Here is a 16,093-nt window from a genome sequence, read left to right on the forward strand (position 1 = left end):
GGGGAAGGAGCGAAAGAGAGTGACAGGACCGTCAAGCAAACAGATGATCCAAGGGGCTGCGCAGGGCGTCGATATCCCGTTGCATGACATGGGTGTAGATCTCGGTGGTTTTCACGTCGGCATGGCCCATCAACTCCTGCAACACCCGGATATTGACCCCGTTCTCCAACATATGGGTGGCGAAGCTGTGGCGGAGGGTATGGCAGCCGACCTTTTTCATAATCCCGGCCCGATCGGCAGCCAGTTTAACCGCCTTTTGCAGGCCGGACTCCATGATATGGTGCCGCATCTCCCGACCGGAACGGGGATCGATCGATCTTTTTTTGGCCGGGAAAACATATTGCCAGCGAGTCTCCTTGGCGGCCCTGGGATATTTACGGGCCAGGGCATCGGGCAGATGGACCTCGCCGTACCCCTCCTCCAGGTCGGCATGGTGCAGCAGGATAACCCGGTCGATATGGGTCTTAAGCTCTTCCCGCACCATGCCGGGGAGAATGGTGACCCGGTCCTTACCGCCCTTGCCGCCGCGGACAAAAATTTTGCCCTGACCTAAATCGACATCCTGGATGCGCAGCCGGATACACTCCATCAGCCGCAAGCCGGCGCCGTAGAGGAGCTTGGCCATCAGGGCGTGGGTGGCATCCATCACCATGAACAACCGTTTGACCTCCTCTTGGGTGAGGACGGTGGGCGGCCGCACCTGGCGTTTGGAGCGGGCCGGGGCGATTTTGCCTTCCAACGGCAGGTCGAGGACATCCCGGTAAAGAAAAACGATGGCATTCAGGGCCTGGCGCTGGGTGGCGGCGGCAACTTTACCATTGGTTGCCAGGTGGGAGAGGAACCTTTCCACGTCGGGCGCCCCAAGCAGTTTGGGATGGGTTTTGCCGCCGTGGAAACGAATATAGCGCAGAATCCACTGGCAGTACGTGGTTTCGGTACGATAGGCGTAATGATGATAGCGCAAAACTTCCCGGACCTGGTCCATTAGCTTCAGGGAAGGATTTGGGCGAAATTTGGGCTTGTTTTCCATATTGTATGCTTTGTTAGCATAATATGCGGAAACCCGGCAACCAAAAAGTAATAAATGGACAAAGTTTTCCGTGTCTGCCGCTTAATATTAAAATATGCGGAAAACTTTGCCATCTATAGCGGCTGATATGACGGAAAATTTCCACTTATTGAACCGTTAGGCATAAATACACCTATGAGCGATATTCCGGAAATACTTAAATCCACTCAGCCGCTGCTTTATGAAACGGGCTTTGATGAATGGCACTACGCGTATGCGGGTTCATGCTTCCCTGTGCGCTGGGGTGGGCGCCTGTACATTGTTTCAGCATACCATTGTTACGAAAATCACCAGGTTGATCCGGTAAATACGCTTTACTCAATTCCATCCGATTCGAGAAGCTTTTTTGGGTTCTGCAACACGTTACGAGGAAAGGTGCAGGGCGCAACCGATCAAAAGCATTATGACCAAATCGCACTAGAAGTATCTTGTGAAATTCATGATAAAACCGCTTTAGGTTCAGTTAATGCTCTTGACCTGAGCATACCCAAGAACACAATTTCGCTTTCCGATTCCTCCCTCAGCGATGTTTGGTTAAGGGGCTTCGTATTCGATAATCCTGCTCATGAGGTCTGCTACGAAAATAGCAAGATTCGGCAGCAGGCCTACGTCACCAACGGAATCGTTTCTTCAAGGAAAAGTACTTTCGATCATTGCCACATGGTGAAAGTAAAAACGCCTGTTCCTAAGGGCTTTTCGCCACGAGGCATGAGTGGGAGTGCGGTTTACGGTGTGGATCGAGATGGAAACGTTCGATTCGGTGGTACTGTTATTGAGTTCAACGAATACACTAATGAATACATGGTTATAGATGCAGCCGTCCTGTCTGGGGTGCTTGGTCATGAAAATGCCTAACAAAGCCATTAAATTCGCTCCCTGCGGTCGCCGGACGCTCGTTCCTCGCGCCGTTTATGGCGGGCGTTGCCCCGCATTCGCGGGGCAACCGGGCCGGATAAACAGCGCGCGGCCACAAGAAAGGGGTTTGCCAGCGCCAAAGCCAGGGGCAACAAGGCGATGGAACAGGCGCGAAATATCGCGCTGCTCATCCGGCCCGGTTGAAGTAATGGTGAGTTGAAATGAATTCTTGGGGCAAGATCAAAGAATGGTATCGGGGCGCTTATGTTCTCCCTCCAAAGAATGATCCGGGGAGCCCAATCGTAATTATCTCGTCTGGGCATTACGAACAGCCGCTTTTGGCGAAACTACTTGGTGCCATTGGGCACTTCTGGTTTGCACATTGGCAATGGATCATCGGCACAATCTCGGTGAATTCGCCCTGGCCGAAGGCAAGAAGGGCGGCCAGTTCTACACCCCGCGCAGCGTGGTCGAACTGCTGATGGAGATGCTGGAGCCCTACAAGGGCCGGGTGCTCGACCCCTGCTGCGGTTCCGGCGGCATGTTCGTGCAGTCGGAAAAGTTTGTCGAAGACCACCAGGGCAAGATCAACGATATTTCCATTTACGGCCAGGAGAGCAACCAAACCACCTGGCGCCTGGCCAAGATGAACCTCGCCATCCGCCACCTCGACAGCTCGCAGGTGAAATGGAACAACGAGGGCTCGTTTCTGAACGACGCCCACAACCTCGGCCACCTCATCAATCGCCCACAGTTGATGCAGCAGGACAAGCTGCGCGAGCTGGCGGTGGCCTTTTTTTGAGGGTGCGGGCCCGGGGAAATGACCCCCGGAACCGCCAACGGCGTACACCGCAGTTGACATTGGCAAGAATACCAACAATGGGATGCCGCCGACGCCCTGACTCGGGCGCCTGAGCCCGGGTGTTCTGCCTTTAAGGATTGGCAGAGGATAAGCAACCATGGTACGGTGCTTTTGTAATCAAACGTGAGGTGACCGATGCCAAGCACAGCTGAAATCATACGCGATGCGGAGTCGCTCCCTGTTGAGGAGCGGACGGTTGTTGTTGACTCCCTACTCCGGTCTCTCAATCCCCCGGACCCCGACATCGACCGGAAATGGGCAGCCGCCGCCAAGCGGCGACTCGAAGATCTCCGTTCCGGCCGCGTTAAGCCGATCCCCGGTGAAGAGGTCTTCGCAAAGATACGCCAGCGATTCGCCGTATGACCTTTGACTTCCACCCTGAGGCGGAAGAGGAGTTTGTCGAGGCAGTTGCATACTACGAGGACTGCGACCCGGGTCTTGGTATCGACTTCTCACGCGAGATCTACGCCACCATCCAAAACGCGGTGGACTACCCGGCGATGTGGCCGGAGATCAAGGGTGACGTCCGCCGCTGTCTGGTCCACCGTTTTCCTTACGGCGTACTCTACAGCATCGAGCCCGACGGCATTTTTATTCTCGCCGTCATGCATCTTCACCGGGACCCCGGCTACTGGAAACAGCGGTTGGAAGCGAGCGGAACAAAACCCTGAACCGTACCGCAGAAAATGGTGTCTGACCCCATTTCTCCCCAACAGGATCTCCCCACCTACGACACCCACAAGTAACCCGGCTCGCCTACCCCCTAAGTAACTGTAGGTACAATCATGCGCGTCTGGGATATTCACCCCGGTTATCTCAACCGGCTAAGCCTGTTGGGCGAACACCGGGAGTTGCACGGGATTGTCGCCATTATCAGCCAGGGCAAAAAGGGTTACTCCCGGCACCCGGAAACCAGGCGCTGGGCCGGCCATGGCTGGGCACTGGCACAGCGCCACCGCCTGCTGGCCTGCGAGATGGCCCTGCGCGGCTTCACCGACCGCAGTCCGGTGGAGCTGACCGGGCGGCCGGGAAGCTGGCCGGTCAGCTATCTCGATGTCCCGGCCGCCCAGTTTGCCCGGCTGGCGGAAAAATATCGCGACAAGGAGCCGGGCCGGCCAGGTGACCTACCTGCTCACCTCCACCGCCCTGAGCGACCTGCTTGCCTGGCAGTGTTGGTGAGTGTTCACGCTAATGCCGAGAACGATTCAAAAACAGAATTGTTAATTTCGACCTTCAAACGGCTACTGTTGGGGGTCAAATCCAGGCTCGTTCTGAAATATCAGGCAAGGCCCTGCCCGCAATCAATGGGCAAATTGCCGCGACAGCAATTTCTTACAACCTGAGAGAAGAATCATGACCGAAATGGAAGAAAGAAACCGTTTGGAGCAGGTGCGGCAAAAACTGCTGCTGGCGGTGAAACATATCGATACCACCCTGCGGGACCACGCCGTCAAAATCCGGGAGCAGAAGACCTACCTCTGGGAACACCGGGCGGACATGGATCATGTTGAAAAGATTACGACCCGGCAGCTCGTGGAGCAGAGATCCATGCTCGGCGAGCACGATCTTGCCCGCAAGAATCGCCTGCTGAAACTTCTCCTCGCCCCTTACTTCGGGCGGTTCGATTTCACCCGGGAGGGTGAGACCCAGCCGCTGCCGGTTTACGTGGGCATTCACACCTTCTTCGACGAGAAGAGCAACAAATACCTGATTTACGACTGGCGGGCGCCCATCGCCACCATGTTTTACGATTATGAAACCGGCGCGGCGCGTTACCACTCCCCATCCGGCGAGATAGCCGGCCGGATCAGCCTGAAACGGCAGTTCCGGATTCGTGACGGGCGGCTGGAATTCATGCTGGAGAGTACGGTCAACATCCTGGACGATGTCCTCCAGGAGGAGTTGAGCCGGTCCGCCGACGACCGGATGAAAAACATCGTGGCCACCATCCAGCGCGACCAGAACGCCATTATTCGCAACGAAGACGCGCACGAGTTGATCATCCAGGGGGTGGCCGGCTCGGGCAAGACCTCCATCGCCCTGCACCGGATCGCCTTCCTGCTCTACCGGTTCAAGGAGACCCTCACCTCCCAAGAGATCCTGATCATCTCGCCGAACCAGGTTTTTGCCGACTACATCTCCAACGTGCTGCCGGAGCTGGGGGAGGAGAACATCGCCGAAACCAGGATGGAAACCCTGGCGGACGAATTGCTGGAGGGTAAGTTCAAGTTTCAGACCTTTTTCCAGCAGGCGGCCAGGCTGCTGGAAAAAAGGGACGAGGCGTTGCAGCGCCGGATTCAGGAAAAGGCTTCGCTGGCCTTTCTTAAGAAACTCGATTCCTATGCCGCCCATCTTGAAAAGAACAGCATCCGGGCCACGGACTTGCAGGTCTCCCGCCACCCGGTACCGGCCAGGTTCATCGAGGCATCTTTCCGGAAACACCGGGCCATGCCGGCCGCCAGCCGGGTGCGCCGGGTGGCCGGAGATATCGAGCACCGGCTGGCAATAGACCACAACTACGAATTGACGGCCGGGGAAAAGAAGGAGCTGAGGAGCGCCCTCGGGAAAATGGAGCGGAACCAAACCTTGCGGGCCGCCTACAAAAACTTTTTCGCCTGGTTGGACCAGCCCGACCTGTTCAAACCGGTCAAAGGCGCCGAGCTTGAATACTGCGACGTCTTTCCGCTTATTTACCTGAAAATTCGCTTGGAAGGGCTCAAGCAGGTGCGCCATGATGTCAAGCACCTGCTGATCGACGAAATGCAGGATTATACCCCGGTGCAGTACGCGGTGCTCGCCAGGCTGTTCCCCTGCCGGAAAACCATCCTGGGCGATGTCGGCCAATCGGTCAATCCTTTCAGTTCATCCAGCGCGGAGCAGATCGGTCAGGTTTTCCGCCGGGCCGATTGCGTCAAGCTGTGCAAGAGCTACCGTTCGACCTTTGAAATCACCCGGTTCGCCCAGCGCATCGCGCCCAATCCGGACCTGGTGGCCATCGAACGCCACGGGGAAGAGCCCGCGGTTCTCGGGCTTGCAAACAAAAAAGCGGAAACGGCGCACATCCGGCGGCTGATCGCGGATTTTGCCGGCAGCGGCCATCGCACCCTGGGAATCATCTGCAAGACCCAAGGCCAGGCGGAAGAGCTCCAGCACGCCATCGACGGTGAAAAAACCGGGGTCCATCTCCTCACCGCGCAAAGTACCGGCTTTGCCAAGGGAGTGGTCATCTGCACCGTGCATCTGGCCAAAGGACTGGAATTCGACCAGGTCATCGTACCCGGAGCCACGGAAGCCAATTACGCCTGCGAAATCGACCGCAATCTCCTCTACATTGCCTGCACCCGCGCCATGCACCGGCTCACCCTCACTTTTGCCGGCCGACCAACCCGGTTCGTCCACTGATATGGTTCTGTTTTCTCAACCGCTCAGGGTTCATCCACCTGAGAATGGCACCCCATAGATCACGTCCATGCCGGGCATACCACCATAGGAAAGCAATCCACAATGTGGTATAATCATACCAGGCTATTTTCTTTTCACGAATTAAGACTGACAAGGCGGAAGTGATGCCCCCCAAGGAGGTAACCAAAATGCAGACCCTGAAAGCAGCCGTGCTCACCCTCACGATTGTTCTGGCGCTGACCATACCGGCATGGGCCCTGGCCGGGGAAGAGAAGCGCGCCCCAACCCCGCCGGCCCCCCAAGTGGTCGCCCAGGGGGAAAACTTGCCCCAAAAGGAGGAGTGGCGGGAACGCTACGACCGGATGATGGAAGAGCGGGATTCGGCCATTACCCGTTGCGGACCACCCGAGGGGGGTTGGTTCGGAGAGGAGGAAAAAGGATTGTGACGATCGACGACCGACTACGGGCCCACCGCTTGTTCGTGACCGATACCAACAATGGGATGCCCGATGCCCCGACGCCCTGACTCGGGTGCCTGAGCCCCGTGTTCGACTGGCATTGATAAACTTGGTGGTATTGAATAAGCTCCTGTCAAATTAGTGTCTCGGCAGAAATCCAGCAATTGGCATAAGGATTGTGTTACGATGGGCCACGGTCCGGTTCTCCTTACCCTACGTTGGTAAATGTTTTGGCTAATTTCTTACTGACACTTGAGCAAGTCGTAAAAATATCGTCATGAAAAAACGACTTAAACCGACGATCAACCGCACTGAACAAGCCAGGCCTCCCGCGGAAGACGCCCCGGTAGTGCAGGAGAGTCCACCTTTTCCCATCGCCGGCCTCGGCGCCTCCGCCGGCGGGCTGGAGGCGCTGGAACAGTTTCTGCGGCATGTTCCGGAAGAGAGCGGCATCGCCTTTGTGATTGTCCAGCATCTCGACCCAAACCACAAGGGGATCATGCCTGAACTCCTGCAGCGCGCTACCGGCATGGAAGTTTTCCAGGTTCGGGACCGGATGAAGGTCCAGCCAAACTGCGTCTACGTGATCCCCCCCAACAAGGACATGTCCATTCTCCATGGCGTGCTGCATCTGTTCGCGCCGAAGGCGCCCCGCGGCCTGCGACTGCCCATCGATTTTTTCCTCCGCTCCCTGGCCGAGGACCGGCGGGAGCAAAGCATCGGGGTCATCCTTTCCGGCATGGGCTCGGACGGCACCATGGGCCTGCGGGCCATCAAGGAAAAGGCTGGGGTGGTGCTGGTGCAGGAGCCCTCCTCGGCCAAGTTCGACAGCATGCCCCGCAGCGCCATCGATGCCGGCCTGGCCGACCTGGTTGCTCCAGCGGAAGAGCTGCCCGGCAAGATCATCGACTATCTGCGTCATGCCCGTGTAGTCAGCGGGACCGTTTCCCCTCTGGCGGTGAAGGAGCGGAGCGCCCTGGAGAAGGTCGTCATCCTGTTGCGCGCCAAAACCGGCCACGACTTCTCGATGTATAAGAAGAACACCTTCTATCGCCGCATCGAGCGGCGCATGGGCATCCACCAGATCGACCGGATCGCCGCCTACGTCCGCTACTTGCAGGAAAATCCCCAAGAGGTGGAGCTTCTTTTCAGGGAACTGTTGATCGGCGTGACCAGTTTTTTTCGCGACCAGGCGACCTGGGAGCAACTCCGGGATGAAGCCATCCCGGCGCTCCTGGAGGGCCACGGCCGGGTGCTACGGGCCTGGTCGGCCGGCTGTTCGACCGGGGAGGAGGCCTATTCGCTGGCCATGGTGTTTAAGGAGGCACTGACCCAAATCAAGCCCAAGGCCGGTTTCGCCTTGCAGATCTTCGCCACCGACCTTGACCGGGATGCCATCGACAAAGCCCGTCAAGGCTTCTATCCAGCCAACATCGCCGCGGATCTCTCCGCCGAACGTCTTGATCGGTTTTTCATCCCCCAAGAAAACGGCTACCGGATCGGCAAGGAGATCCGGGAGATGGTGACTTTCGCCACCCAGAACGTCGTCATGGACCCGCCCTTCACCAAGCTGGATATCCTCATCTGCCGCAACCTTTTGATCTATCTGGCCCCGGAACTGCAAAAGAAACTGCTGCCACTTTTCCACTACAGTCTTAACCCCGGCGGGATCCTGTTTCTGGGGAACTCGGAGTCGGTCAGCACCCACACCGATCTGTTCGCACCCCTGAACCTCAAATCGCGGCTCTTCCGGCGACGGGAAACGATCCTGCCGGCCGAACCGGTCGCCTTTCCCGCCTCATTTGCCCCCGCCCAACCGGCACTGCCCAAGGAACCGCCGATTTTGAAAGCCACCACCAATCTCCAGTCGCTTGCAGATCAGGTGCTGTTGCAGCACTTTGCCCCGCCCGCCGTGCTGGTCAACGGCCAGGGCGACATCATCTACATCAGCGGCCGCACCGGCAAATACCTGGAGCCGGCGGCCGGCAAGGCCAACTGGAATGTTTTCGCCATGGCCCGTGACGGGCTCCGGTTCGAACTGGGGATCGCCTTCCAGAAGGCTTTCCGGCAGCAAGAGGCGGTCACCGTCAAGGGGCTCAGGGTCGGCGAGGACGGCGCGCAGACCGTCGATCTCACCGTCCAGGCGATCAATGAGCCGGAAGCGCTGCGGGGCATGGCGATAATCGTCTTCAACGCCGTGCCGACCCCCGTGGAAAAGAAAGCGCCCGGACGCTCCCGGGCCACGGTTGCCAGCAACGCCAAGGTGCTCGAACTGGAGAAGAAACTCCGAGAGGCCCATGAGGAAAGGCGCGTACTGCAGGAGGAGATGCAATCCTCGCAGGAAGAGCTCAAGTCGACCAATGAGGAGTTGCAGTCCACCAACGAGGAGCTGACCACCTCCCGGGAAGAGATGCAGTCCCTGAACGAAGAGTTGCAAACGGTGAACGCCGAGCAACAGTCCAAAATGGACGAACTGGCTCGCATCGACAACGACATGCGCAACCTGCTCAACAGCACGGAAATCGTCACCGTGTTCCTGGACAACGAGCTGCGCGTCCAACGCTTTACCCCCGGAGCGGACAAACTCTTCAAGCTGATCCCCGGCGATGTTGGGCGGCCGCTTTCCGACATTGTCAGCGACCTCTTTTATCCCGGAATGACCGAAGAGGTGCAGGAGGTGCTGCGGACGCTGGTCTTTACGGAAAAACAGATCACCGCCACCAACGGACGCTGGTTTACCGTGCGCATCATGCCTTACCGCACCGTTGACGACGTCATCGGGGGGGTGGTGATCACCTTCGCCGACATCACCGCCGCCAAGAAGTTGGAAGCGGAACTGCGCGCGGAGATTGCCAGACTCAAGGCCAGGGATTGACCATGGGAATCGACAAAGGTAAGCCCCAGTTAACCGCAATCGGCGAACCGCACCGCCGGAAGGCCGAGCAGCCGCCGGCGCCGGTGGGCTCCACCCGAACCGAGCCAGAGGCACAGCGGCTCCTGCATGAACTCGAGGTCCACCAGATCGAGCTGGAGATGCAGAATGCCGACTTGCGCGACGCCAGGGAGGAGCTTGAATTATCGCGGAACAGGTATGCCGAACTCTATGACTTTGCCCCTGTGGGCTATTTCACCATTGATGAGCGCGGTTTGATCCGTGAGGTTAACCTTGCCGGGGCGCAACTGCTGGGGATCGAGAGGCGACTGCTGGTCAAAAGACCTTTTACCGATTTGCTTATCAATGCTGCCAGTCGAGAGATTTTTTCCAGACACCGCGACGCGGTTTCACATAACCAGGGCATGCAGAAATGTGAAATCGACCTTAAGAGAAAAGACGGCACGACGCTGCCTGTTCAGCTGCAGAGCATCATGGTGGGAAATGTCGGCGACAAGGTCGACTATATCCATACCACGGTCATCGACGTCAGCGACCGCCGGCGGGCGGAGGACGCCCTGCAAAAAGCCTATGGCCAGCTGGAGCGGATGGTAGAGAAACGAACCCAGGCGCTGGTCGGAGCAAACGAACAGCTGCTGCTGGAAATCGAGGAACACAAGGCGACCGAAGCCTCGCTGCGTAAGGCAAACGTAGAAATCAAGCAGTTGTCGGATCGGCTGCTGGCGGAGAATATCCACATTCAGCGGGAGATATCCCGAGGGTCCGACTTCGGCGATATCATCGGCAAAAGCGACGCTATCTCGTATGTCTTCTTCCGGGTCGAGCAGGTGGCGCCGCAGAATGCGACGGTGCTTCTCCTGGGTGAGACCGGTACCGGCAAGGGGTTGATCGCCCGAGCCATCCACAGCCGCAGTGCGCGTAAGAACCGGCCGATGATCACCGTCAACTGCACGGCGCTACCGGAAAACCTCATCGAAAGCGAACTCTTCGGGCGGGAAAAAGGGGCGTTCACCGGCGCCAATGCCCAGCAGATGGGGCGCTTCGAGCTGGCCAATGGCGGCACCATCTTCCTCGACGAAATCGGCGAAATGGCGATGCCGCTGCAGTGCAAACTGCTGCGGGTCATTCAGGACGGCGAGTTCGAGCGACTGGGCAGCCCCCACACCATCAAGGTCGATGTCCGGATCATCGCCGCCAGCAACCGCAAGCTGGAGGAAGAGATCCGGGCCGGCCGCTTCCGGGGGGACCTGTTCTACCGGCTCAGCGTTTTCCCCATCACCATCCCACCCCTGCGGCAGCGCCGGGAGGACATCCCCATCCTCGTCCAGTATTTCGTCGCCAAGTACAACAAGAAAATCGGCAAGGAGATCGATACCGTTTCAAAGGAAACCATGAACGCCCTGCAGGAATACCAATGGCCCGGCAACGTGCGGGAGCTGGAAAATGTTATCGAGCGGGCGATCATCACCAGTCATGGACCTGAACTCCAGGTGTTGGACCGCTTCGATACGTTTCAGGATCAGGGGGGGAGACACGAGGCCCAGGCCCTCGCCGACCTGGAACGCAACCACATTCTAAAGGTGCTGGGGGAAACCGGTTGGCGCATCGAGGGGAAAAAGGGGGCGGCGATTATTCTGGGCCTCAACTCCAGCACGCTTCGAGCCCGCATGCGGAAATACGGCCTCCGCCGCCCATAAAGCAAAAGTTGCCTTCGCTCTAGCCGCCACATATGACAGTTATGTCAAGTGTGACGGATACCCCTGACAGATTATCCCTCCCCCTGCCCGTGCTTATTCTTTTTTACTCTCCATAATCAGCACTTTACACTCAACTAATTCGCAGGTTGTCGCCGGCACGCTAGTTGCAATCTGCCCTATATGCCGGCGATGAGCACGCCGCGCTCATTGTCAGGCAAGCAGTTACCCATGAACACCGACCGGAGGTCATCATGAAATATAGCACCAGAGACAAAGCGGAAGGAAAGCTGCACGAGGCGAAAGGCAAGCTCAAGGAAACGGCCGGAAAACCCAGTAAAAAGGAGAAGTTATTATGAAAGTATTATTTTCCATAGCTCTAATGTTGGCAGCGGTAGCGGTTCTGTCGTTCAGCGTACCGGTGCAAGCCTCCGGCCAGGACGACAAAATCGTATCTTCAGCCAAGCAGTCGCATGTGTTTAAGACCTACCTCAAGGACGATGATATCAAGATCAAGTCCAAGGACGGCGTCGTCAGCTTGACGGGGACCGTATCCGAAGAATCCCGCAAATTCCTGGCCGCTGAAACCGTGGCGGGTTTGCCCGGCGTCAAGAGTGTAGACAACAAGCTGGAAGTCAAAGGAGAGAAACAAGCTGAGATGTCAGATGCGTGGCTCATGACAAAAGTCAAAACCACGCTTTTGTTCCGTCGCAGTGTGAGCGGCCTCAAAACCGAGGTCGACGTCAAAGACGGCATCGTAACCTTGCGCGGTGATGCTGAGAATCAGGCCCAAAAAGACTTGGTTACTGAATACGCCAAGGATATCGAAGGGGTCAAAAACGTAAAGAATGAAATGACCGTGGCAAAGACCGCGAAGGAAACCAAGGATCCCCGTACGGCTGGAGACAAGATCGATGACGCCTCCATCACCGCCATGGTCAAGACGACGCTGCTCTATCACCGCTCGACCAGTGGCCTCCAGACCAAGGTTGAAACGAAGAACGGTGTGGTTACTTTGAGCGGCAAGGTCAAGAACGCGGCCGAAAGGGACCTGGCCACCAAGTACGCCAAGGACGTGAATGGCGTCGAGGATGTAAAAAACCGGATGACAATCGAGTAATTCAAGTCAACGACTAAAGAAAATGCAGTGCCTTTGCCGGCTTCGATGATGATTTAACAGTCGGCAAAGGCACTGCCACCACGAAGGAGAACTTATGAGATCAAGACTTGCAAAGGCCGTTCTTCCCCTCGTCGTGCTTTTCGGTGCAATCATTTATCTGCCCGGCTGCGCAACAATCGGAATGGAGCGGGCGACAAAAACCACCGATACCATGCAGGCGCTGGAGAACGACTACCAACAAGCCAGTTTACAGATCGCTGCCACCAACGCAGCTCTGACGAGTCTTGTTATGCCGACTCAGATAGACACCCGCAAAGCCTACAAGGCCTACACCAAAGAGGTCAAGAAGATGGAGGCCCTGGGCAGCCGCTTGAACCAACACGCCGATGAGATGCAGAGCCAGCGCGACACCTATTTTGAAAAATGGGAAACTTCATACGCCAGCGCCGAAATCCAGGAACTTAGCGAACAGCGTCGCGTCGAGATGCGGGCAGCCTACGCGAAAATCCCCGCAGCCAGCATCGGAGTAAAAGGCGCTCTCCAGGCATATTTGAATGATACCAGTGAAATACAAAGATATCTCTCCAACGACCTGACACCCCAGGGGATTGAGTCCATCAAGCCGATCGCCGACAGGGCTGTTAGGGATGGTGACCGGCTGCAGGAATCGATCAAATCCGTGCTGACCGCCATTGGCCAGGTCAGATCAGGAATGGTCCAGGGCAATAAATGACAACGAGGAGGTGAATAAAAGTGAAACCACAACTGTTATTAGGGATCATCCTCATTGTTATAGCAGTCATTGCTTTTGCCTATCAAGGCATCAACTACACGACCAGAGAGAAAGTTGTCGATCTTGGACCACTGCATATGACGGCGGAGCGGACGAGAACGCTGCCGCTGCCACCGATTGTGGGAGCCGTCGCGCTTGTAGGCGGCATTGTGCTGCTGGTTATGGGCCGCAAAAATAATTAGGGGGGGATTAATCATGTTGTGGACAATAGCTTTAATACTAATCGTTCTGTGGGTGCTGGGGTTGGTGAGCAGTTACACCATGGGTGGCTTTATACACATCCTGCTGGTTATTGCCGTTATCGTTGTGCTGCTCAATCTCATCCAAGGAAGAGGCAGGCTTTAGGCCGAACGGACAAAGGTGGAATCATGATGGATGCCTCGATCAAGCTGACGGCCCCACCCGCCAAACGCAAAGAGATACTGCAAGCCGTTAGGGCGATACTTGGGCCGATCAGGCTCGAGCAGGGCTGCATTAACTGCCATTGCTACGTTGATATTGAGTCTGAAAACTCAATCTACATCAAGGAAGAATGGGAAACCCGCGACGATCTGGGCGCGCATGTGCGATCCGTTCATTTCGGCATCCTGCTCGGCGCGATGAAAATGCTCACCGAAGAACCGGAGATTAGATTCAACTCCATTATCTCCACAACTGGAGTGGAGGAGCTGAAAAAGTTGCGAGTGTGAAGAGGTCACACATTGGGAACAGACAAGAACCGGCTAGTAGAATCCGACAAGTTGCGCCGCCGGGCGGAAAAATATCTGATCGCGCAAGGATCTGAGAAGAGTGCTTCCCGGACGGTTGTTGAAATGCAGCGTATCCTGCACGAATTACAGGTCCACCAGATCGAACTGGAGATGCAGAACACCGAGCTTCGCCAGGCCAGGGACGAGGTGGAGAATGCTCTGGAAAAGTATACCGACCTCTACGATTTCGCCCCGGTTGGCTATTTAACCCTCGACCGCGACGGGGCCATCCATGCCGCGAACCTCTGTGGCGCCGCTCTCCTCGGTATCGAGCGATCACAGCTGACCGGCTTGCGCTTTGGAAAGTTCGTCACCAAAGAACATCGCCCCGCTTTTAACGCCTTCCTCGGCAAGGTCTTTGCCAGCAAGGGCAAGGAAGTGAGCGAAGTGGCGCTTCTAAACGGGAAAAAGCAACAAATTGTCGTGCAGATCGAAGCAGTGGCAACCGCTTCGATGCGGAATTGCCGTCTGGCCTTGATCGACATTTCCGAGCGCAAGCGGGCGGAGAAAGATTTAGAGCGGCTCAACACCGACCTGACAAACCGCGCCGCCGAACTGGACGCCGCGAATATCGAGCTGGAGGCATTCAACTACAGCGTCTCCCACGACCTTCGCCGGCCTTTGACCTTAATCAACAGCTACTCTCAGGAGGTCGAAGAGTTGTGCGGCGACAAACTCGACGACCAATGCCGAAAATTTATCCAGGAAATTAATGAAGGTTCCCTGCGCATGAATCGGCTCATTGACACCCTGCTGACCTTTTCCAGTGTCAGTCGCGTCGCAATCAACCTTGAATCGGTTGATCTGAGCGCCAGGGCGAATTCGGTGGCGACGGAACTGAAACTGGCCGGGCCGGAGAACCGGGTCACCTTCCAGATCGCCGCCGGGATTGTGGCCAAGGGTGATCCGGGCCTTTTGCAGGTGGTCTTGGATAATTTAATCGGCAATGCCTGGAAATTTGCCGGCAGTCGGGAGGAAGCGGTTATAGAATTCGGCGTGACGGCGGTTGACGGCAAACCGGCCTACTTTGTCCGTGACAACGGGCCGGGCTTCGACATGGCCTTGGCTGACAAGCTGTTCCTTCCTTTCCAGCGCCTCTCCGGGACGGGCACCGAAGGTCAAGGCATCGGTCTTGCCACCGTGGAAAGGATCGTCAGACGGCACGGCGGCAAGGTGTGGGCCGTAAGTCAGGCCGACAAGGGAGCGACCTTCTTTTTCACTTTGGGGGAAATCCTTGCGAATATTGCTAGCTGAAGATGACCTGAGTTTTCGGCTCCTCATGGAAAAAAAGCTGGCCGCCTGGGGATACGAGGTCGTTGTCGCGGAGAATGGCAATGCGGCTCTGCAGATTTTACAATCCGATGACCCGCCGAGACTCGCCCTGCTTGACTGGATAATGCCAGACCTGGAAGGAGTGGAAGTCTGCCGGATAGTTCGACGAAAAAAGGAAGAACCCTATACGTACATCATCCTATTGACTTCCCTGCAACGGGACCAGGATATCATCACCGGCATGGAAGCCGGCGCCGACGATTACATTACCAAACCATTCAAGCACCATGAGCTACGGTTACGCCTGCGCGCCGGACGGCGCATAATCGAACTGCAGAACGAGCTGCTGACAGCTCGCGACATGTTTCGGACGAAAGCTTCCCGCGATTATCTCACCGGCCTGTGGAACCATGGGGAAATCGTCGAGATCCTGACGCGTGAGCTGTCCAGGGCCAAGCGTGAAAGCAGTTGCGTGGCCGTGATCATGGCCGATATCGACTTGTTCAAAAAAATCAATGACACCCATGGTCATCTAGCGGGCGATGTGGTTCTCCGTTCGGCTGCCAGAAAAATGCATTCCATGATGCGTTCCTACGATTTTATCGGCCGCTATGGCGGCGAGGAGTTCCTGGTTATCCTTCCCGAGTGTAATCTTGAGTACGCTTACGCGTTTGCCGAAAGACTCCGGCTATCCGTGGGCTGCGACAGTATTGACACCCCGGAAGGGGTGATACCCATAACCCTCAGTTTTGGCGTGGCAGCGAGCGGTAATACCCAGCTGCAAGATGTTTATTCACTCGTCAATGCCGCAGACAAAGCCCTTTACCGGGCGAAAGAAAACGGCCGCAACCGCGTGGAAGTTGCCCCTTTCGACGGGGCGATGACGTGAAGGCCACCACAACGCCAAGCCCTTCCCGGTTGAAATC

At 56.7% G+C, this 16,093-nt stretch carries 16 protein-coding genes and 1 pseudogene; 16 read left to right on the top strand and 1 reads right to left on the bottom strand.

Annotated features, from left to right (window positions below; genetic code table 11):
- Window positions 1–31: 31 nt before the first annotated feature.
- A complete protein-coding gene (locus ACHHRT_RS07975) occupies window positions 32–1,030 on the bottom strand; it encodes an integron integrase (protein ID WP_395499232.1) in 999 nt (332 codons plus the stop codon).
- 174 nt (window positions 1,031–1,204) lie between these two features.
- Here ACHHRT_RS07975 and ACHHRT_RS07980 point away from each other — a divergent pair, with 174 nt between their 5' ends.
- From ACHHRT_RS07980 to ACHHRT_RS08055, 16 genes and pseudogenes are all read left to right on the top strand, one after another.
- Window positions 1,205–1,924 (top strand): hypothetical protein, encoded by a 720-nt coding sequence (locus ACHHRT_RS07980; RefSeq protein ID WP_395499233.1) that lies wholly within the window; start codon window positions 1,205–1,207, stop codon window positions 1,922–1,924.
- 406 nt (window positions 1,925–2,330) lie between these two features.
- Window positions 2,331–2,648, top strand: a pseudogene (locus ACHHRT_RS07985) (HsdM family class I SAM-dependent methyltransferase); the annotation flags it as partial.
- A 273-nt stretch (window positions 2,649–2,921) separates the two neighbouring features.
- Complete coding sequence (locus ACHHRT_RS07990; RefSeq protein ID WP_395499234.1) at window positions 2,922–3,149, top strand: addiction module protein; 228 nt, start codon at window positions 2,922–2,924, stop codon at window positions 3,147–3,149.
- Complete coding sequence (locus tag ACHHRT_RS07995; protein WP_395499235.1) at window positions 3,146–3,457, top strand: type II toxin-antitoxin system RelE/ParE family toxin; 312 nt, start codon at window positions 3,146–3,148, stop codon at window positions 3,455–3,457. The genes ACHHRT_RS07990 and ACHHRT_RS07995 overlap by 4 nt, the downstream gene beginning before the upstream one ends.
- 114 nt (window positions 3,458–3,571) lie before the next feature.
- Window positions 3,572–4,129, top strand: a complete 558-nt coding sequence (locus ACHHRT_RS08000; RefSeq protein ID WP_395499236.1) for a pyrimidine dimer DNA glycosylase/endonuclease V — start codon at window positions 3,572–3,574, stop codon at window positions 4,127–4,129.
- A gap of 10 nt (window positions 4,130–4,139) precedes the next feature.
- Window positions 4,140–6,188: a HelD family protein gene (locus ACHHRT_RS08005; protein WP_395499237.1), complete on the top strand. Its 2,049-nt coding sequence runs from the start codon at window positions 4,140–4,142 to the stop codon at window positions 6,186–6,188.
- 188 nt (window positions 6,189–6,376) lie between these two features.
- Window positions 6,377–6,634, top strand: a complete 258-nt coding sequence (locus ACHHRT_RS08010; RefSeq protein WP_395499239.1) for a hypothetical protein — start codon at window positions 6,377–6,379, stop codon at window positions 6,632–6,634.
- Window positions 6,635–6,923: 289 nt separating this feature from the next.
- Window positions 6,924–9,521 carry a chemotaxis protein CheB gene (locus ACHHRT_RS08015; RefSeq protein ID WP_395499240.1) on the top strand — a complete coding sequence of 866 codons (2,598 nt, stop codon included), beginning with the start codon at window positions 6,924–6,926 and terminating at the stop codon, window positions 9,519–9,521.
- A gap of 2 nt (window positions 9,522–9,523) precedes the next feature.
- Window positions 9,524–11,236: a sigma-54 interaction domain-containing protein gene (locus ACHHRT_RS08020; RefSeq protein ID WP_395499242.1), complete on the top strand. Its 1,713-nt coding sequence runs from the start codon at window positions 9,524–9,526 to the stop codon at window positions 11,234–11,236.
- Window positions 11,237–11,588: 352 nt separating this feature from the next.
- On the top strand, window positions 11,589–12,353 hold the full coding sequence (locus tag ACHHRT_RS08025; protein ID WP_395499244.1) for a BON domain-containing protein: 765 nt from the start codon (window positions 11,589–11,591) through the stop codon (window positions 12,351–12,353).
- Between the two features lie 94 nt (window positions 12,354–12,447).
- Window positions 12,448–13,086, top strand: coding sequence for a hypothetical protein (locus ACHHRT_RS08030; RefSeq protein WP_395499246.1), 639 nt, complete (start codon window positions 12,448–12,450; stop codon window positions 13,084–13,086).
- Window positions 13,087–13,106: 20 nt separating this feature from the next.
- Window positions 13,107–13,328, top strand: a complete 222-nt coding sequence (locus ACHHRT_RS08035) for a DUF3185 domain-containing protein (RefSeq protein WP_395499248.1) — start codon at window positions 13,107–13,109, stop codon at window positions 13,326–13,328.
- A gap of 13 nt (window positions 13,329–13,341) precedes the next feature.
- Complete coding sequence (locus ACHHRT_RS08040) at window positions 13,342–13,491, top strand: lmo0937 family membrane protein (protein WP_395499250.1); 150 nt, start codon at window positions 13,342–13,344, stop codon at window positions 13,489–13,491.
- Between the two features lie 23 nt (window positions 13,492–13,514).
- Complete coding sequence (locus ACHHRT_RS08045) at window positions 13,515–13,835, top strand: putative quinol monooxygenase (RefSeq protein ID WP_395499251.1); 321 nt, start codon at window positions 13,515–13,517, stop codon at window positions 13,833–13,835.
- Window positions 13,836–13,847: 12 nt separating this feature from the next.
- Window positions 13,848–15,149 carry a sensor histidine kinase gene (locus ACHHRT_RS08050; protein WP_395499252.1) on the top strand — a complete coding sequence of 434 codons (1,302 nt, stop codon included), beginning with the start codon at window positions 13,848–13,850 and terminating at the stop codon, window positions 15,147–15,149.
- A 25-nt stretch (window positions 15,150–15,174) separates the two neighbouring features.
- Complete coding sequence (locus tag ACHHRT_RS08055; RefSeq protein WP_395499253.1) at window positions 15,175–16,056, top strand: GGDEF domain-containing response regulator; 882 nt, start codon at window positions 15,175–15,177, stop codon at window positions 16,054–16,056.
- The last annotated feature ends 37 nt before the right edge of the window (window positions 16,057–16,093 follow it).

This window comes from Desulfurivibrio modestus (genome assembly GCF_044068625.1).
GTDB lineage: Bacteria > Desulfobacterota > Desulfobulbia > Desulfobulbales > Desulfurivibrionaceae > Desulfurivibrio.

Bases quoted from the DNA above. Each gene is read 5' to 3' on its own strand.
- ACHHRT_RS07995 (WP_395499235.1), top strand. From the start codon at position 3,146: ATGACCTTTGACTTCCACCCTGAGGCGGAAGAGGAGTTTGTCGAGGCA.
- ACHHRT_RS08020 (WP_395499242.1), top strand. From the start codon at position 9,524: ATGGGAATCGACAAAGGTAAGCCCCAGTTAACCGCAATCGGCGAACCG.
- ACHHRT_RS08055 (WP_395499253.1), top strand. From the start codon at position 15,175: ATGGAAAAAAAGCTGGCCGCCTGGGGATACGAGGTCGTTGTCGCGGAG.
- ACHHRT_RS08030 (WP_395499246.1), top strand. From the start codon at position 12,448: ATGAGATCAAGACTTGCAAAGGCCGTTCTTCCCCTCGTCGTGCTTTTC.
- ACHHRT_RS07975 (WP_395499232.1), bottom strand. From the start codon at position 1,030: ATGGAAAACAAGCCCAAATTTCGCCCAAATCCTTCCCTGAAGCTAATG.
- ACHHRT_RS07990 (WP_395499234.1), top strand. From the start codon at position 2,922: ATGCCAAGCACAGCTGAAATCATACGCGATGCGGAGTCGCTCCCTGTT.
- ACHHRT_RS08010 (WP_395499239.1), top strand. From the start codon at position 6,377: ATGCAGACCCTGAAAGCAGCCGTGCTCACCCTCACGATTGTTCTGGCG.
- ACHHRT_RS08040 (WP_395499250.1), top strand. From the start codon at position 13,342: ATGTTGTGGACAATAGCTTTAATACTAATCGTTCTGTGGGTGCTGGGG.
- ACHHRT_RS08025 (WP_395499244.1), top strand. From the start codon at position 11,589: ATGAAAGTATTATTTTCCATAGCTCTAATGTTGGCAGCGGTAGCGGTT.
- ACHHRT_RS08005 (WP_395499237.1), top strand. From the start codon at position 4,140: ATGACCGAAATGGAAGAAAGAAACCGTTTGGAGCAGGTGCGGCAAAAA.
- ACHHRT_RS08000 (WP_395499236.1), top strand. From the start codon at position 3,572: ATGCGCGTCTGGGATATTCACCCCGGTTATCTCAACCGGCTAAGCCTG.
- ACHHRT_RS07980 (WP_395499233.1), top strand. From the start codon at position 1,205: ATGAGCGATATTCCGGAAATACTTAAATCCACTCAGCCGCTGCTTTAT.
- ACHHRT_RS08015 (WP_395499240.1), top strand. From the start codon at position 6,924: ATGAAAAAACGACTTAAACCGACGATCAACCGCACTGAACAAGCCAGG.
- ACHHRT_RS08045 (WP_395499251.1), top strand. From the start codon at position 13,515: ATGATGGATGCCTCGATCAAGCTGACGGCCCCACCCGCCAAACGCAAA.